A 17,124-nucleotide genomic window follows, 5' to 3' on the forward strand; every position below is an offset into this window, starting at 1 on the left:
TTATGAAAAGAGTAGCGATCTTTACATTTATTATGTCAGGGTTTTTAATTTCAGCTTCAGCTGAGATTGATGTTTTGAAAACCGGCAAGCAGCTTGCAAGACCGTGTACATGGTGTCACGACACAAAAAGGGAGCTTATTGCACCTTCATTTAAGGAGATAGCTGACAGATACAGGGATATTCCTGATGCCAGGAAGATACTTTTTAACAGCATAAAGGAAGGAAGCAAAGGTAGATGGAAAAAATGGTTTGAGAAAGGTATGTATATGCCTCCTCAAAAACCTTACTACTCTGATAAGCAGATAGATATGATTGTTGAGTGGATACTCAGCCTGAAGTGATCAGTTAGACATCTTTACTTCGGCTTCCACAACCTTTTTGCCTGATTTCTCAAATATAAGTATGATTCTGGCTTTTTTTCCTGGGAGTAATTTTTTGTTAAGTTTCATAAACATTATGTGATATCCACCAGGCTTAAGTTCCACTTTAGATCTGGCAGGAATTTTTAGCTTTTTAATATGTTTCATCTTAACAACATTATTTTCTTCAACTGTAACGTGTAAATCTGCCATCTTTGATATGTCAGACTCAATACCTATGAGGTAGTCATCCTGATCACCTTTATTTTCAATAACCATATATCCGGCTGTCATGTTCATCGTCGGAGGAACAGCCCTTACCCATGGATCTTTGATAAGTATCTCAGGCTGTGAAAATGCGGGAATGAATAGGGATATTAAAAGTAAAACAGTTATTCTTACCATCTTATTTCTCCATTTTTAGTAATTTTACCATCTGTATTATATCTTCTGCTATCCTTTTTGGATTGTCCTTCCTTGGTGTGTATATAAGTTTCAGTATCCCTCTATTATCTAAAAGGTATATAAATGCTGTGTGATCCATAAGATACTCAACATCAGGATTATCCTTTACAGGTACCTTTTCGTAAAATGCTCTAAAACTTTTCGCGACCTTTTTTATCTCCTCGGGCTTTCCTGTCAGACCTATTATGGTTCCATCTTTATCATAAAATTTAACATACTCTTTAAGTTTCTCAGGGGTATCCCTTTCAGGATCCACGGATATGAACAGAACTTTCACATACTTTTTATAATCTCCAAGGTTATCAAGTGTTTCTTTAATTCGGAGCATTGTTGCAGGACATACATCCGGACAGAATGTATAACCAAAAAACACAAGGACAATCTTATCTTTAAAGTCGGAGAGCTTAACCTTCTTTCCATTATGATCCGTCAGTGTAAAATCCTTGATCTTCTGAAGATAGGGGAGACCGTAAAACTGGTATGAAAGAGAAAGTGTTACAAAAATAAGTACAGATAAAAGAGTTATCAGTTTTTTCATTTCCACCCTCCTTTAAATATAGATATTAACCTATTCTTTTTAAAATCCATTGATTTCAGTCAAAATTTGACATTGATCAATGTTTATTTAGATTTATAACTATAAGTTAATACTGATATGTTTTTAAGTTGAATTAAAGATAAAATTATGTTAGTTTTAAATAAAAAATAACAAAATACAAGGAGATGGAGGTGCCTTATGAAAAAACTTCTCTACTCAGCTCTCGCAGTCCCTGTTATTTTCACAGTATCTGAAGCACAGGTCTTGAAGGTTAAAAAGATAACAGTAGCTGAAGAGGTAGTTGAGGCTGAAACAAAAGGTGAGACAAAGGAGGTTTTTGAGGAAGATATAAAAATAACAAGACAGATAGATATTGGAGAGATACTTTCCAACCTCTATCCGGAGATAAACCATATAAGAAAAGGTGGAACCGCCAATGATATAGTTATTAGAGGATTTGGAAAGGATAATATAAATGTTCTGATTGATGGAGCGAGGATTTACGGTGCATGTCCAAACAGAATGGATCCTCCTATCTTTCATATGTCAACACCACAGATAAAGGAAGTACAGATACTTGAAGGTCCTTTTGATGTTTCAAATCAGGGGTCGCTTGCAGGAACTGTAAATCTGGTATCAAAAGATCCAGAGTCTGGTTTAGGTGGATCCCTTGGTTTTACAGGAGGCTCCTTCTCCTATATGAGTGGTAATCTTCAGGTTTACGGTGGAAGCGATAAGATAAAAGCTCTTTTTGGTATTAGCAGGCAGTACTCAAAACCTTACAAATCTGGAGAAGGTAAGAGATTTACTGAGTATCCAACAGGTAAATCAGCCTATAAAGACAGTGAAAAAAAACGTACAGCATTTGATATAACAAATGTGTGGGGTAAGCTCTCAATCTCACCAAACCAGGAGAATGAGATAAAGATAGGATATGCGTACGATAACTTTGAGGATGTTCTGTATCCTTATCTTATGATGGATGCCGTTTATGACAGAACACACAGAGCCAATATTGAGTACATAAACAGATCTCTAGGGATAAAGGTCTCTACATACTGGAATAAAGTAAAACACGATATGCAGGATAAATGGAGAGTTAGCTCTATAGAGTGGACTGATGGGACAAAATCTACACGTGGTTATATGATGAAAACCCTTGCTAAAACAAAGACTTACGGATTTAAAATAGAGAAGGAGTACAGACTTAAAACCGTCAGGATTAAAACAGGTATAGATGGATATCTTAGAAACTGGAAAGCTGATAATGAGCTTATGGCTCTTGATAACAGTGGTATGATACCTGACGTGGATATAAAAAATATAGGTATATATCTAAAAGGTGATAAAAAGATAAATAAATGGGTTGTTTCGGCCGGACTCAGATATGATAAAACAAAGTCTGAAGCTAACAAAAACAGTTTAGGATCAGCAAACAGAGGTATATACGATCAGTACTACACAAGTTACGATCTTTCAAAGACTGACAGTTATATTTCTGGAAATGTGATAGCAAGATACAAACTGGATAAAAGATCAAGCGTTTATCTTGGTTTTGGACATACTGTAAGAGTTCCTGATCCTGCAGAGAGATATATAGCTCTCAAAAAACCTGATCCATCAGCGATGACACCAGATGACGTTCCGGACTGGGTTGGTAACCCTAATCTTAAGCCTGTTAAGAATAATGAGATAGATGCAGGATTTGAGTTTTACAAAGGCACAATTGGATTAAAAGGAAATATATTTTACAGCAAGCTCAAGGATTACATATATTTAGACAGAATAAAGGATAACACAGGAACACTTAACGCCGTATCTTACCAGAATATAGATGCACACATATACGGTGGTGATTTTTCACTGCTTGGAATACTTACAGAAACTGTATCTTTAGAAGTAGGAGTTGCCTACCAGAAAGGAAAAAAGGATAAGGGTAATTACACGGATAGTAACTTAGCTGAGATACCGCCTTTGAAATCAAGGGTTGCAGTAAAGTATGATAATGGGGCTTTTTACGGTCTTGTTGAGACTATATACTCTGCAAAACAGGAGTATGTAGATTCAGATCTTGGAGAGAAGACAACAAAATCATATTTTGTGGTTAATCTGAAAGGTGGATTTAATCTTGGTGAGAGAATATTTGTAGGTGGTGGGATTGACAACCTTTTTGATAAAAATTACTACACACACCTTTCATACCTGAGAAATCCTTTTATGGCTGGAACAAAGATACCTGAACCTGGAAGATTCTATTACGTGAACTTTAACTGGGTGTTTTAGATAAATTCTTGCAACTTTTGGAGTGTTATTCTGACCTGCCTCAAGGCAGGTCTTTTATTTTATGCCAGCTGTTTTTCTTTTCTAACAGGAATTAAACATACATTTTCTGAGCTGTAAATCTCAACTCTGTTTTTACCCTTTTTCTTGGCTGAGTATAGAGCTATGTCAGCCTTCTTTATAAAATCTGTTATACTTTCATCAGGAAAATATTCAGCCACACCAACACTTATGGTTATCTCTGGAATACCCTCCACTTTTATATCTTTAACGAGCTTTCTTATTTTTTCAGCAATATTTCTTGCCCCTTCGTCGTTAATACCGGGACAGATTATCATAAACTCCTCTCCACCGAATCTTCCAAGTGTATCAGTTTTTCTGATATGGTTTTTTATCGTATCAATGGTTATCTTTAAAACCTGATCTCCTATATTATGGCCGTAGGTATCATTTATACTTTTAAAGTTGTCTATATCAAACATTATTAAAGATAAATGATTCCCATATCTCTTTGATCTCTCAATCTCCTCTTCTAACTTTTTAAAAAGCTGGTATCTGTTAAAAGCTCCTGTAAGTGGATCTGTTGTGGCAAGTTTTTTGATCTTTTCGTAGGAGGAAAGGAGAGCTGACTCAAAAACGTAAGCAAGAACCATTATAACCACGTACGCAGATAAGGCCTGCCTTATCTCATCAGGACTGTATGGGATTGGAACTATATTGAGTTTGTTCAGTACAGCCAGTATAACTATCACAACTATCAAAGTTATATTCCAGAAGAGACCTACTCTGTTCCCTTTCAGGAAAAATGACAGTAAAGGGTATGTGTATATCCAGTAGATAGCTGTATTGGCAATTCCACCATGTATTATTATTCCAGTGAGAAGTATTATCATCCCGATAAGAATAAAGTTTTCGGCAACCCTTATAAGTTTTCCATCGGATACTTTAAGTAGTATTAAATTAAGAACTGCACCTGTTGCCACTATAAACTCAAAGAGAGCTATTGAGTACTCTTTACCTATAAAATGTATGAAAGAAAATGTATATAGTGCTATCGTTCCTAATATTGTAAATGAGTAGATAAGTCTGATCTTATCAATATCAGTTTCTTCTATCAGGTTCTTACCGTTTGTGTTAATCACTTTTTCACCTGGAAAAGGAGATTGTTCTCAACCAAACACCTGTCATATTTTTTCTTATTATCAATTACATACAATTACTAAATATTGTAAAGGTAAAAGTACCTATTTTCAAAAAAGATGCTGTATAATTTCCTTTATGCTTTTGAGAATTCTGTCGTATGTTTACGGAGCCGGTGCTTACCTCAGGAGAGAACTGTATGAAAAGGGAGTTTTAAAAACAAAAAAACTTCCCCGTCCTGTTATCTCTATCGGAAATCTGTCTGTTGGTGGAACGGGAAAGACTCCTCTTACAATATACACAGCCAGAAAGCTTATCGAAAAGGGGTTTAATGTCTGTGTTCTTTCAAGGGGCTACAAAAGAGAGTCAAAGGGAACAGTAGTTGTATCGGATGGTAATAATATCTTTGTAAACTGGAGGGAGTCTGGGGATGAGGCATTCCTGATAGCCAGAAACGGTATTCCTGTTGTTGTCTCATCATCAAGGTATGAAGCCGGTATGAAGGCTTTAAACTCAATGGATGTTGATGTATTTTTGCTTGATGATGGGTTTCAACATTTTCAGCTCCACAGGGATATAGACATCATCACTGTGGATGCTACAAAACCTTTCTGGGAGGACAGGCTACTACCTGAGGGAAGACTGAGAGAGCCACCGGAGTTCTACAGATATGCAGATATTATAGTTGTGAGCAAGATCTTCTCTATTGATGAGATAAAGAAGAAAAAAATCATTGAAAAACTTGACAGTTTTGGAAAGCCATATTTTTTATCAACTGAAAAGATGAACTCTCTCACAGACGGTAAGAGAATATACAGTCTTGAGTTTCTAAAAGGTAAAAAAGTTGGTATTTTTTCAGGACTTGGCAACAACAGGCAGTTTTTTGATGCTATAAAGGATCTGTCTGAAAGGTACAGCTTTGAGATTGTAGAGTTTATATCCTTTCCTGACCATTACGATTACACTGATCTGAGACTTGATAAAAAGGCTGATATATGGCTTACAACTGAGAAGGATCTTATAAAGATAGAAAAAAACGAGAGTATATTTGCTTTAAAGTACAGTATTGATCTGAGACCGGACTATATGGATATGATAATCGGTAGATTGAAGTAAAATATTTATCTGCCGAAATATTTTTTAAATACAACATCTGGAGTTGTTGAGATGGAATACAGGGAGAAACACCCATTTGATATAGTTCTGAAACTTATGATTAATGGTGAGATAGATCCCTGGAATGTTGATATTGTAGAACTTGCAGATAAGTACCTTAATGAGATTAAGAATATGCATATACCTGATCTCAGACTTGCGTCAAAGGCTTTAGCTGCTGCAGCCCTTCTGTTAAAGATGAAAGCTGATGCCCTTGATATTGGAGATGAACAGGATGAAGGGGAGAAGATAAGCAGAAAAAGGGTGTTTGGTATTAAGAGATTTTACACAATTGATGAGATAGCCCATGTTCTTAAGAAGTATATTGCCCCTGTGATTGAGTTTAAACCTAAAAGAAAGTATGTAAGAAGAAAGCCTTACACAAGGAAACCGAAAACGATTGATATACCTCTTTTCCACGCGACACTTGAAGAAACTATTGAGATGCTGGAAAAGGAGTTTCAGAATCTTGAAGGTGTTATAACGCTTTCCCAGCTTGATCATCCAAACAAAGCCCAGGCTTTCGTTGCGCTTCTTTTCCTTAACTATGAGGAGGTTATAAATATCTACCAGGATGAACATTTTGGTGAGATATACATAGAGAAAAATCAGCAGAAGATCAAGAAGATCGCATGATCATTTTATAGGTGAACTTCCTGTTAGAACCTTTCCAATATCAAAATCTGAGATTATACCTATAAGTTTCTTATTTTCCAATGAATCAACAACGGGAGCTATACCTATATTGTTCTCAATAAATATACTGAGTGTGTTAAAAAGTGAAAGATCAGGAGTAACACATATAGGATTTGGATTCATAATATCTTTAACCTTCAGCTGTCTCATATCCTGATTGCAGGCTTTAATAAGATCAGAGTCTGATATGACACCTATAACCACATCATTTTCAACAACAGGTAAAAGTGATATTCCGTAATTCTGGAGTATAAGTCCAACCTCAACAACAGGTGTTTCCTTGTTCACGGTAATAACTGTTGATGTCATAACATCCTCAACTCTGTACTGCTGGAGTATTAGGAACTTAAACTCATCCTGATGAACAGGAGAGTTGATCTTATAATCAACCTGACTCTTGAATATACTCTTCTCTCCTGATAGGAAATGGGATATAGCAACAGCTATTATCGCAGGTACTAAAAGCTGGTACCCACCTGTTATCTCAGCCACAAGAATAAGTGTTGATAATGGAGCCTTTGCAGCTGCAGCAAATGTTGATACCATCCCAACAACAGTTAGGGCCGTTATATTAAAAGAAGAACTCTCCTGAAAACCTATGGCTGATAGAAGATAGTAAACGGAAGCTCCTGTCAGTCCCCCAATCACAAGTGAAGGACCAAAAACACCACCTGATCCACCAGACCCGAGTGTAAATGAAAATGCAAGTATCACAACAAATATACTCACAACAATAAGTAAAGGTGAGAGGTAAACAAGATTCCCTGACATTATCATCTGGAGCCAGCCGTATCCAGTTCCGATAGCGACAGGTGTAAACATACCCATAAGACCAACAAAAAAGCCACCAACAGCAGGCTTGAATACGGGGTGTATCCCTAATGAGTTGAAGATCTCCCTGGATTTATCAAGTGAAAATATCATCAGTCTTGCGATCATCGCTGTTGATATTCCAAGGAATATATACGCAGCAGCATCATTTACAGAAAGGCCGTTAAACTGTGGAAGTTCTATATGGAATAGAGGTGAGAAGCCTAAAAATGATCCAACAACAATAAAGGCTATAAAAGAGGCTATAAAGCTTGGTATAAGTGTCTCCGTCTCAAAATCTTTCTTATAGAAAACCTCAGAACTTATTATAGCTCCTGCGAATGGAGCTTTGAATACACCGGCTATACCAGCACCCATCCCAACAGCGAGTGCTATATCCTTCTCCCTGTCAGAAAGCTTAAATATCCTTCCCAGGAATGATCCTATACCTGCTCCTATAAGTGCTATAGGTCCTTCCTTTCCTGACACACCTCCACTTCCTATTGTCACTGCAGCTGTTATAAGTTTCATAATTGATGTTTTAAGTCCAAGATACTTTCTGTGGTGGAATGCCCTTATAGCCGCATCTGTACCTACACCTGCCGATTCAGGTGAAAAGAGATATACCAGAATCCCTACAATGAGACCTCCAAGAGCTGTAGATATAGGGAGAAGGTATGCCCTTTCCATCTCAAAACTGAAAAAATGGGAACCACCTTCGCCAAAAGGAGATGGAGGCTGGTATGATACTATCCCGCCAAGAAAGAAATCAGAGGATATCTTTATAGCTTTTAAGAATATTATGGCAAAAAGACCTGCAAACAGACCAATAAGAACGGGGAGGAGAAAACTTTGGTAGTTAAATCTGTAGCCGAATAAGTTTTTCAGCAATTTTTCACATTAAAAATTTTATTTGGTAATAAAATTATAATCTAAATCTCATATATTTTTTATAAAAAGCATACTTATTACAGGAATTATCTCAAGTCTTCCAAAGATCATCTCAAACGATAAAGCTAACTTCTCAAAATCGTTAAAAGCGGAAAAGTTGGAAGCGGGACCAACATCCCCAAGACCTGGACCTAAACTTGTTATACATGCTATAGAGGCTGAAAATGATGTTACAAGATCATGACCGCTCAGCGTCAGTAGAAAACCGAAAAACACAGTTGTTGCAACATAAAGTGATAGGAAAGCCCAGAACATACTGATAGTTGATACATCAAGCGGTTTTCCTTTTATTGTTATTCTGTAAACAGCTTTTGGATGGGCTATCTTTTTAAGCTCTGCCTTTACAGTTTTGTAAACCAGTATAGCTCTGAATATCTTGATCCCACCACCAGTAGATCCTCCAACAGCTCCTATAAGGGAAAGTATCATCATTAAAGATAAAACAGAAGGATGCCAGTCTGAGTAATCTGTTGAGGAGAATCCTGTTGTAGTTGCTGTAGAAACTATCTGAAAGAGAGCATACCTGAAGCTCTCATACATATCCGGATAAAACCCCGAGAGATATAAAACAGCTGTGGCAAACATTACAGATCCACAGATAATAGCTAAAAACACTATAACTTCCTGATCGCTGAAGAACCTGATAACGGATCTTTTTTTATAAGCTACATAGTATAGCTGGAGATTTATAGCACCCATTATCATAAATAGTGATATTATGATCTCAACAGCAAAGCTGTTAAAAGCTCCTACACTCTCATTTTCAGGTGCAAATCCGCCTGTTGCAACTGTTGAGAATGTGTATGTTATTGAGTTATACCAGCTCAGACCCGAGATTTTAAGGAGAATTATCTCAATAACCGTTAAGGTGATATAAACAAGGAATACGATCTTTGTTACCTCTTTAACGCGAGGTTCTATCTTTTCCTCAACTATCTTTGATGACTCAAACTTTACTATAGCTCTCCCTATAGGAAGTCTTGTTGAAAGGAAAGAGACCGCAAAAACAGCAAAACCAAGACCACCTATCCAGTTTGTTATACTTCTTAGAAGAAGTACACTTTCAGGGAGTTTCTCTATATCCTCAAGTATTGATGCACCTGTTGTTGTAAATCCGGATACAGACTCAAAGTAAGCGTCAATAGGATCATGTATATAACCGCTCAGTATATAACCTAAAGCTGTAAAAACGGGAAATATGAACCATATAGATACAGCTATAAAAAGGGCTTCCTTCTCAGAGAGTTTGTGTGATTTTATAGGAACTGATAGGGAGTATAGGAATAATGCGAGTAAAACAGGTATGAGAAAAGTAAGTATCTCCTCATCCTCAAGGTAAAGTGAGTATACAAGTGGCGGTATAAATGTTACCAGAGAGAGGATAAATAAAATGAATGTCTCAAATTTATAAATGATGCTGAATCTTAAATTACTCATAATCCTCTTTCTCTAAGACTATAAGAGTATCCCCTTTAAGTAAAACGGTACTTCCCCTTGCTATATACATCTCATCATCCCTTTTTATACCGAGGATAACAAAATTTCCTGATGATATCTCCTCAACCTTTCTGTCAGCAAGTTTTTCATCAACGTAAATCTCTGAGACTTTAAGATTTTTTATTATCTCAAATGTGTCTATAAAACCTTTATGTCTGATCTTTCTGTAAACCCTTCTAGCAACGATCTTCCTTGCAACAAGCGGAACATCTATCCCGAGTATATGGGCTATATCCTCATACTCAGGATGTTCTATAAAGGCAAGTATCTTTTTTGCACCTAACCTTTTTGCAAGCATACAGGATAGTATGTTCTCCTCCCTGTAGCTTGCACTTATAACAAGGTCTGCACTGTCTATACCTTCATTTCTTAATGTGTCCTCATCAATAAGACCTGTATGTATAACAGTTGATTCCGGATATATCTCGGCAGCCTGTTCACACAGATCAATATCAGGTTCAAATATCTTTATCTCAAGATTTTTGTACATTCTTAACTTTTTAATCAGGCTTAATCCTAACTTTGATATACCGAGAAAGTATATACTTCTGATAGGATCATTCTTTATCTTGAACTCCTTTATAAATCTCTCTAAGAGGGATTTCTCAAGAAGGATGTATATAACATCATCCTCAAGTATGATCTTCTGTCCTGTGGGAATAATAAACTTACCATCCCTTTCAAGTAAGGCTATTGTGAAAGGGGTTCTTATCCTTATCTCATTCAGATCAGCTATCTTCCTGTTAACAAAGCCGTCATACTTTGAAACCTTATAACTGAAAAGTAGAAACTTACCATCATCAAGCTCATTAAATGTTGTCATAAAAGGATACTTTATTATCATCTCAATATTTTTAAATATCTCATTGAATGTGTTGACTATATCAACCTTTAGAAAGTTCTCTATCTCTTTCTTTGAAAGAATATCCTCATCAATCCTTACAAGTATCTTCTCTTTTTTGAATACAGCTCTGAGCATCAAGGCTATTGATAGATTTATCTCGTCCTTGTTTGTAACAACTATGAAAAGCTCGTAATCCTTAAGGTCGGCTATACATTCCTCTTTGAACGCATCACAGTTGTAGGAGGCGACATCAACGGTCCTCTGTAGCTCCTCAATCTTATCTTTATCCTTATCTATGACGGCTATGTCATAACCTTCTTCAGATAATTTCTTTGCAAGGTAGCTCCCTACAACACCGGCACCTATAATGCATATCTTCATCTTTTCCCCTATGGATAAGAATGTAGCCAGAAGATAATTTTAAGATTATAACTATGGAAATAGAAAGTCAAATACTGTATTGAAAATATTGATTTAAGGAATAAAATAATCTCCGCCATGAAAAGATATCCATCTTACTTAAAGCTTTATGAGAGTGGTGAGCTTAAAGAGAGGGTTGAAAAGCTTTACACCAGACTTGAAAACTGTGATATATGTCCCCACAGATGTGAGGTTAACAGACTTAAAGATGAGAAAGGCTTCTGTAAAACGGGTGAGAAGGTTATTGTCTCATCATTCTTCCCTCACAGAGGAGAGGAGTTTCCTATAAGAGGTTACAGGGGAAGTGGAACTGTATTCTTCTCTTACTGTAATATGAGGTGTGTTTACTGTCAGAACTATGATATAAGCCATTTAGGTGAAGGTAAACTTTACAGCCCTGAGGAGATAGCATCAATAATGTTGTACCTTCAGGAAGAGGAATGTCACAACATTAACTGGGTATCCCCATCACATGTAGTTCCACAGCTTGTAAAGGCTCTTTATATAGCTGTAAAAAACGGGCTTAAAATACCCGTTGTTTATAACACATCATCCTATGACAGTATTGAAACATTAAAACTTTTAGATGGGATAGTTGATATATACCTTCCGGATATTAAATACCTGAAAGAAGATTACGGAAGAAGATACTCAAAGGTTAAAAACTATCCTGAAACTGTGAAAGAGGCTATAAAGGAGATGCACAGACAGGTAGGTGATCTTAAAACTGATGAGAATGGTATAGCATACAGAGGAGTTCTTGTTAGACATCTTGTTCTTCCTGAAGATATATCAACAACAAAAGATGTTATAGAATTTCTTAAAACTGTATCACCAGATATGCATGTTAACATTATGCCTCAGTACCATCCTTACTACAGGGCATTTGAGTATCCTGAGCTTTCAAGAAGAATAAAATCGGATGAGTTTCTGAAAGCTCTTAAGTACGCACAGGACGCAGGTCTTAATCTGGTGAATGACTAAAAATTGATCTTGGTTATTGACAAAAAATTTATGCTGATTTATATTACATTGAGATTTAATCTCAATATAATAGGAATGATCATGAGGAAATTAGTATTACCACTTATACTTTTTATAGGGTTTGCCTACGGAAAAAACAGCTCAGAAAAGCCTTTCATAGAGGAGCATATCTATCACAAACACAGGATAGATTTTGTAAATGCATCCGTTTTCCAGCAGACGGATGGTTATGGAGCATTTTACAACACAACACATATTTTTATGTATCTTGATCTGTCAAAGACTGAACAGATCTTTATAAATAACTCTATAACTTTAGGGAACGGTCTGAATAACAGATTTTCAAGTAAGGGATTTACATTCCTGCCTTCTGGGGATGATCTCCAGGATATGACTGAGGACATAAATGATACCGGGAGAAAGTATATCCTTGAGCTGTGGTACAAAAAGAAGTTTGAAGATTCTGTCTTTGTTGCAGGTTTGATAGATTCAGCCTCTTTCATAGACGAAAATAATGTTGCGAATGATGAGCATACACAGTTTTTAAACTCAGCTCTTATAAATAACCCTGTTGCACCGATACATTCTTACAATCCTGGATTTTATATTAAACATGATCTTAAAGGCATGGTTTTTAAAACCGTTTTTATAAAGAACACACCGGAAAAAGGAAATACAGGGTTCTTACAGCTGAATATCAGTAAAGAAAATCTGAATGTAAGACCATACTACTACCATACATTCAGTGATTATGAGAATAAAGGTTTTGGTCTGTCGTCTGATATAGGTCTTGGAAGATCAGCTCTTTTCTTTAGAGGGAGTAAAAGATCAGGAGGTAAAGATCTATTTCTTTCTGCCGGTTTCCAGATTGAAGATATTTTCAGAAATGACAGGATAGCTTTTGGAACAGGATTTATAAAAGAAGAGATAAAAAAGTATGTTTACGAGATCTACTATCTTTACAGAATCAACAGTTATATATCTTTTACACTTGATTTTCAGCAGATAAAAGAGAGATCTTCAGAAAATATATTTGGAACAAGACTGTACATATCATATTAAGGAGGGAAGTTATGAACAGGGAAATCTTAAGGGAGATTGAAAAACTCTCAGAGGATGTATCAAAGGCTCTCCAGAGAGCTGATAACTATGATGAGAAGATCAGTATCTTTAAGCTTTACTACAGGATGCTTCTTCTTATGGAAAGACTCAAGCTTGAGGAGAACTTTTCCTGTGAAAAATTCAGAAGGTTTATGGGGTCAGGAAGATGAGATGGATATTTTTAGTTTTTTTCATTTCGTTGTCTGCCTATGGTGGCCTTTTGATAAAACCTGAAGAGGCGTTAAAAGATTTATTTCCTGAAGGGGAGATTGATAAAAAGAATATTCTTCTGAAGAAAAAACAGGCTGAAGAGGTTGTGAAGCTATCAAGGATAAAGCTTAAAAGTAAGATTGTTACAGTTTATCTTGTCAGAAAAAGAGGTAAAACTGTTGCATACGGGATACTTGATACACACAGGGTAAGGACAAAAAATGAGGCTGTTCTCTACATACTGGACAAAAACTGCAGTCTGAAAGATATAGAAATCATAGCCTTTTACGAACCACCAGAATACATACCATCTGACAGATGGCTCTCTATTTTTGAAGGAAAAAAGAATAGGGAGGATATAAAACAGATCCCGAATATAACTGGTGCTACTCTTTCAGCGAGAGCTGTTAAAAAGTACGCTTTAAAATCCATAGCGGTTTGCAGAGTTCTATTTGGAGATGAAAGATGAGATATGTTGTACAGCATAAAAAATCAAACTATATAAGGTTTCTTGTTATATTTTTCTCACTTTCTGTCTATCTTTATCTCGTATCTGTTCTTGTGCTGAGATACGAACTGGATTATCTATTTCCTGATCAGATACTTCTCCAGATCAGAGGAAATCCTGATGAGTTTTTAGAGCCTGTTTCTTTCCATTCACTTCTTGAGGAGATCCATATATACCTTTTTATTAATCTGATGATCTTTTTAACCCTGTCCTCTATAAACCTTAGAACTTCTCTTCCTGATTATCTGAAATACACCTCAGGATCGGTGGCTCTCTTCTTTATCCTTTTAGAGTCTTTCAGCAAGATTCTTGTTTACTACGGTCTTGATACTTTCTCATTACTCTCTTTTCTCTCCTTTCTTTTATACAACTCAGTATTCTTTTTAATAAACAGTTTAAATACTTACTCCTTCCTCAGAGGGAGTATCAGATGAGGCATATCTCAGTACTTGTTTTTCTTTTTATAACAGGTGTTTTATTCCAGTTCTTTACAGGTATATGGATCTTTTACGAGAAGTACAGCTTTTCTCCCCAGATTATTCAGGACAGGATTTTAGGAAATCCAGATCTGTTTATCAATCCGTCCTCTTTAGAAGGTCTTTTGAAAACAGCTGTTCCACATATTATCTCTGTATCCTTTGTTTCCTTCATCATATTTCATCTTTTTTATTTTACGAAGACAAACTGCTTTAAGATCTATCTTTTTGTGATCGTTTTCATATCAGGACTGTTAAACAGTATCTCTAATCTATTGATACTTGAGATCTCACCGGTGTTTTCTTATCTTAAGCTTCTGTCTTTTATTGTCTTTGAGCTTTCTATAATCTTTGCTGTATTTTTACTTTTTTATGATATATACACCAGATTTAAGAAATCTTAGATCCTCAACAAAACTGTCAATATTTTTACTCAGGATAACCCTGTTATTATCAAGGAAAAGTATGTAGCCTATACCTCTACTTTTTAAAAAATTCAGCGCTTTTTCAAGGGGCATAACTGAAACAGCTGTTGTGTAGCCATCAAGCTCTGTATTATCTCCATACCATAAAAGTGTTACAGAGATCTTCTTTTTCTGGGGTTTTCCTGTTTTTGGGTTTATAAGATGGTTGTTATCCTTAGATTTTATGAATCTCTCATATATACCGCTTGTTGATACAGCTGTCCCATCATTTTTTGTCCTGAATCTTACTATCTCCCCCTCACCGTAAGGATCTTTTATGTATATAACACATCTGTCTATACATCTTATATCACCTGATGCGAGAATAACGCCTTTTTTAACACCTTTTTCTTTTAAAAATCTGTAAACAAGATCAACAGCATAGCCTTTTCCCATTCCACCAGGATCTAACTTTATATCCTTATCTATCTCTACATAACTTCCTTTTATTCTTATTCCCGAGCATGGATCAGGTCTTTTATAAACTTCCAGATCCTTCTCTTCAGGCACTCTCTCATCATCAAAACCGAATCTGAAAAGATCGGATGTTATCTTCCCAACTGTTATATCAAAATAACCTTCTGTCTCCTTACATATCTGGATTGATCTTTTTAAAGCTTCCAATGTCTCATCACTTAACCGGTGTTTTTTCCTTTTATTCAGAATGGATATCTCAGAGCTTTCTTTATAGATTGATAGTTTCCTGTCTATATCCTTGAATATCTCAAAGGCAGGTTCAAAAAGCTCTTTCCTATCTTCTGGAAGTTTTACGGTTATATACGTTTCCATTATGATCTTTGTTCTTGTTAAGAGCTCTTCTGAAAAGGCTGTTTTAGCTGTAAAGAGGATTATAAAAACCAGAAAAAACATAAACTCTCCATAATATGACAGAAATTTTTTTAGGTCATAAACATTATACATCCAGCCATCTATAATTGCAATTGAGATCAAATATAAATTAGAGAGGTGAGCGTTATGAATAAAAAACTTGTTTCAGCTGTTTTACTACTTTCATCAGCAGCTTTTGGCCAGACAGTTGAGGAAAAAATAAAGGAGCTTGAGCAGCAGCAACAGCAGATAATTGATGAGATAGCACAGCTTAGGGAGGAGATAACGATACCTGAGCTTAAGCCCCAGACATTCTCAGGGATGGGATATGCTGCGTCAAAGGTTTATTTCTCACCACAGGGATTATCAATAGGTGGTTATGGTGAGATCATCTACATGAACTACCAGTCCTCATCAAAAAAGGACAAAACCGATATGTACAGATTTATACCTTACATAGGATACAAGTTTACAGACAGTATAATACTTAACGCTGAGATTGAGTTTGAACATGGAGCAAACACTGAAAGGGGCGGAGAGGTAACAGTTGAGTTCCTCTACCTTGACTTTCTTTTTAATGAGAACTTTAATCTCAGGTTAGGAAACTTCCTCATACCTGTAGGTATAACGAACCTTCTACACGAGCCTATATTTTTTAACTCTGTTAACAGACCTGAGGTTGAGACAAAGATAATACCATCAACATGGAATGAAAACGGTGTTATGCTTTTCAGCAGTAAGGATGACTGGAACTACTATCTTGCTGTTGTTAACGGTTTTCACGCAACTAAAAAAGGAGAGATAGGTTTTACATCAGATAAATGGGTTAGAAATGGAAGACAGGCTGGAGCAAATGCCGTTGCTGAGGATTTTGCTGTTGTTGGAAGGATAGATTACACAGCTGTTGATGGTCTATTCCTTGGAGCTTCAGTCTACCACGGAAATTCAGGACAGGGTGAGAGATACAACGGTGAGAAGATAGACGGAACTGTTACAATCTATGAGATTCACGGCAAATACAGATTTAAAGAGTTTGAGCTGACAGGTATCTATGTATCAGGATCTCTCTCCGATGCGGATAAGATATCACTTTACAACGGAGAGGTTATAGGAAAGAATGTTTACGGTTATTATCTGAATCTTGCCTACGATGTAGCCCAGAAGTTAGGTAAAGATTTTAACCTTCCTGTATTTGTCAGATACGAGAGATACAACACCCAGGATAAAGTCCCTTCAGGCTTCACAGCAGATCCGAACAACGATAAAACTGTATGGACTGTAGGAATAAACTACAGACCTATACCAAATGTTGTTCTTAAGGCTGACTACCAGTTTAGAGACAACAAAGGATCTGGAGAAGCTGACATATTTGAGCTTGGTCTTGGATTTATATTCTGA

At 36.2% G+C, this 17,124-nt stretch carries 18 protein-coding genes; 11 read left to right on the forward strand and 7 right to left on the reverse strand.

From position 1 onward, the window contains the following. Positions 1-2 precede the first annotated feature (2 nt). The gene (locus tag PERMA_RS06265) at positions 3-341 is read left to right on the forward strand and encodes a c-type cytochrome (protein WP_012676191.1); all 339 of its coding nucleotides are present in this window, start codon (positions 3-5) and stop codon (positions 339-341) included. Here PERMA_RS06265 and PERMA_RS06270 read toward each other — a convergent pair whose 3' ends face one another. Continuing rightward, complete coding sequence (locus tag PERMA_RS06270; RefSeq protein WP_012675903.1) at positions 342-764, reverse strand: copper chaperone PCu(A)C; 423 nt, start codon at positions 762-764, stop codon at positions 342-344. Position 765: 1 nt separating this feature from the next. Continuing rightward, positions 766-1,362, reverse strand: coding sequence for an SCO family protein (locus PERMA_RS06275; RefSeq protein ID WP_012675341.1), 597 nt, complete (start codon positions 1,360-1,362; stop codon positions 766-768). A 198-nt stretch (positions 1,363-1,560) separates the two neighbouring features. Between PERMA_RS06275 and PERMA_RS06280 the strand changes: the two genes are divergently transcribed. Further along, positions 1,561-3,645 (forward strand): TonB-dependent receptor, encoded by a 2,085-nt coding sequence (locus tag PERMA_RS06280; RefSeq protein WP_012675680.1) that lies wholly within the window; start codon positions 1,561-1,563, stop codon positions 3,643-3,645. 59 nt (positions 3,646-3,704) lie between these two features. Here the strand turns inward: PERMA_RS06280 and PERMA_RS10530 are convergent, their stop codons facing one another. Continuing rightward, entirely contained in the window at positions 3,705-4,784 is a 1,080-nt protein-coding gene (locus tag PERMA_RS10530; protein WP_012675798.1) for a GGDEF domain-containing protein, read from the reverse strand. Positions 4,785-4,920: 136 nt separating this feature from the next. Here PERMA_RS10530 and lpxK point away from each other — a divergent pair, with 136 nt between their 5' ends. Together lpxK and PERMA_RS06295 are read left to right on the forward strand one after the other, a co-directional pair. Further along, a complete protein-coding gene (lpxK, locus tag PERMA_RS06290; protein WP_012675365.1) occupies positions 4,921-5,898 on the forward strand; it encodes a tetraacyldisaccharide 4'-kinase in 978 nt (325 codons plus the stop codon). 51 nt (positions 5,899-5,949) lie between these two features. Next, complete coding sequence (locus PERMA_RS06295) at positions 5,950-6,573, forward strand: segregation/condensation protein A (protein ID WP_012676460.1); 624 nt, start codon at positions 5,950-5,952, stop codon at positions 6,571-6,573. Here PERMA_RS06295 and PERMA_RS06300 read toward each other — a convergent pair whose 3' ends face one another. The 3 genes from PERMA_RS06300 to PERMA_RS06310 are packed head-to-tail and all read right to left on the reverse strand — an operon-like array spanning position 6,574 to position 11,116. After that, complete coding sequence (locus PERMA_RS06300) at positions 6,574-8,334, reverse strand: chloride channel protein (protein WP_012675561.1); 1,761 nt, start codon at positions 8,332-8,334, stop codon at positions 6,574-6,576. A gap of 48 nt (positions 8,335-8,382) precedes the next feature. Continuing rightward, the gene (locus PERMA_RS06305) at positions 8,383-9,831 is read right to left on the reverse strand and encodes a TrkH family potassium uptake protein (RefSeq protein ID WP_012676403.1); all 1,449 of its coding nucleotides are present in this window, start codon (positions 9,829-9,831) and stop codon (positions 8,383-8,385) included. Next, positions 9,824-11,116, reverse strand: coding sequence for an NAD-binding protein (locus PERMA_RS06310; RefSeq protein ID WP_012676778.1), 1,293 nt, complete (start codon positions 11,114-11,116; stop codon positions 9,824-9,826). Before PERMA_RS06310 ends, PERMA_RS06305 begins: the two co-directional genes overlap by 8 nt. Before the next feature lie 117 nt (positions 11,117-11,233). On the opposite strand from PERMA_RS06310, the gene PERMA_RS06315 reads away from it, so the two are divergent. The 6 genes from PERMA_RS06315 (at position 11,234) to PERMA_RS06340 (ending at position 14,838) form a co-directional block, all read left to right on the forward strand. Next, positions 11,234-12,139, forward strand: a complete 906-nt coding sequence (locus PERMA_RS06315) for a radical SAM protein (RefSeq protein ID WP_012676608.1) — start codon at positions 11,234-11,236, stop codon at positions 12,137-12,139. Positions 12,140-12,220: 81 nt separating this feature from the next. Next, positions 12,221-13,201, forward strand: a complete 981-nt coding sequence (locus PERMA_RS06320; RefSeq protein WP_148206410.1) for a hypothetical protein — start codon at positions 12,221-12,223, stop codon at positions 13,199-13,201. 11 nt (positions 13,202-13,212) lie between these two features. Further along, positions 13,213-13,410: a hypothetical protein gene (locus tag PERMA_RS06325; RefSeq protein WP_012675664.1), complete on the forward strand. Its 198-nt coding sequence runs from the start codon at positions 13,213-13,215 to the stop codon at positions 13,408-13,410. Next, positions 13,407-13,919 carry an FMN-binding protein gene (locus PERMA_RS06330; protein WP_012675660.1) on the forward strand — a complete coding sequence of 171 codons (513 nt, stop codon included), beginning with the start codon at positions 13,407-13,409 and terminating at the stop codon, positions 13,917-13,919. The genes PERMA_RS06325 and PERMA_RS06330 overlap by 4 nt, the downstream gene beginning before the upstream one ends. Continuing rightward, entirely contained in the window at positions 13,916-14,392 is a 477-nt protein-coding gene (locus tag PERMA_RS06335) for a hypothetical protein (protein ID WP_012676239.1), read from the forward strand. Before PERMA_RS06330 ends, PERMA_RS06335 begins: the two co-directional genes overlap by 4 nt. Next, entirely contained in the window at positions 14,389-14,838 is a 450-nt protein-coding gene (locus tag PERMA_RS06340; RefSeq protein WP_012675959.1) for a hypothetical protein, read from the forward strand. The genes PERMA_RS06335 and PERMA_RS06340 overlap by 4 nt, the downstream gene beginning before the upstream one ends. Here the strand turns inward: PERMA_RS06340 and PERMA_RS06345 are convergent. After that, positions 14,797-15,768, reverse strand: coding sequence for an FAD:protein FMN transferase (locus tag PERMA_RS06345; RefSeq protein ID WP_012675394.1), 972 nt, complete (start codon positions 15,766-15,768; stop codon positions 14,797-14,799). The genes PERMA_RS06340 and PERMA_RS06345 overlap by 42 nt on opposite strands. A 105-nt stretch (positions 15,769-15,873) precedes the next feature. Here PERMA_RS06345 and PERMA_RS06350 point away from each other — a divergent pair, with 105 nt between their 5' ends. Continuing rightward, entirely contained in the window at positions 15,874-17,124 is a 1,251-nt protein-coding gene (locus PERMA_RS06350) for an outer membrane beta-barrel protein (RefSeq protein WP_012675943.1), read from the forward strand.

Origin of the sequence: Persephonella marina EX-H1 (genome assembly GCF_000021565.1) — a bacterium.
Taxonomy (GTDB): Bacteria; Aquificota; Aquificia; order Aquificales; family Hydrogenothermaceae; genus Persephonella; species Persephonella marina.

Bases quoted from the DNA above. Each gene is read 5' to 3' on its own strand.
- PERMA_RS06265 (WP_012676191.1), top strand. From the start codon at position 3: ATGAAAAGAGTAGCGATCTTTACATTTATTATGTCAGGGTTTTTAATT.
- PERMA_RS06270 (WP_012675903.1), bottom strand. From the start codon at position 764: ATGGTAAGAATAACTGTTTTACTTTTAATATCCCTATTCATTCCCGCA.
- PERMA_RS06275 (WP_012675341.1), bottom strand. From the start codon at position 1,362: ATGAAAAAACTGATAACTCTTTTATCTGTACTTATTTTTGTAACACTT.
- PERMA_RS06280 (WP_012675680.1), top strand. From the start codon at position 1,561: ATGAAAAAACTTCTCTACTCAGCTCTCGCAGTCCCTGTTATTTTCACA.
- lpxK (WP_012675365.1), top strand. From the start codon at position 4,921: ATGCTTTTGAGAATTCTGTCGTATGTTTACGGAGCCGGTGCTTACCTC.
- PERMA_RS06295 (WP_012676460.1), top strand. From the start codon at position 5,950: ATGGAATACAGGGAGAAACACCCATTTGATATAGTTCTGAAACTTATG.
- PERMA_RS06305 (WP_012676403.1), bottom strand. From the start codon at position 9,831: ATGAGTAATTTAAGATTCAGCATCATTTATAAATTTGAGACATTCATT.
- PERMA_RS06310 (WP_012676778.1), bottom strand. From the start codon at position 11,116: ATGAAGATATGCATTATAGGTGCCGGTGTTGTAGGGAGCTACCTTGCA.
- PERMA_RS06315 (WP_012676608.1), top strand. From the start codon at position 11,234: ATGAAAAGATATCCATCTTACTTAAAGCTTTATGAGAGTGGTGAGCTT.
- PERMA_RS06320 (WP_148206410.1), top strand. From the start codon at position 12,221: ATGAGGAAATTAGTATTACCACTTATACTTTTTATAGGGTTTGCCTAC.
- PERMA_RS06325 (WP_012675664.1), top strand. From the start codon at position 13,213: ATGAACAGGGAAATCTTAAGGGAGATTGAAAAACTCTCAGAGGATGTA.
- PERMA_RS06330 (WP_012675660.1), top strand. From the start codon at position 13,407: ATGAGATGGATATTTTTAGTTTTTTTCATTTCGTTGTCTGCCTATGGT.
- PERMA_RS06335 (WP_012676239.1), top strand. From the start codon at position 13,916: ATGAGATATGTTGTACAGCATAAAAAATCAAACTATATAAGGTTTCTT.
- PERMA_RS06340 (WP_012675959.1), top strand. From the start codon at position 14,389: ATGAGGCATATCTCAGTACTTGTTTTTCTTTTTATAACAGGTGTTTTA.
- PERMA_RS06345 (WP_012675394.1), bottom strand. From the start codon at position 15,768: ATGTTTTTTCTGGTTTTTATAATCCTCTTTACAGCTAAAACAGCCTTT.
- PERMA_RS06350 (WP_012675943.1), top strand. From the start codon at position 15,874: ATGAATAAAAAACTTGTTTCAGCTGTTTTACTACTTTCATCAGCAGCT.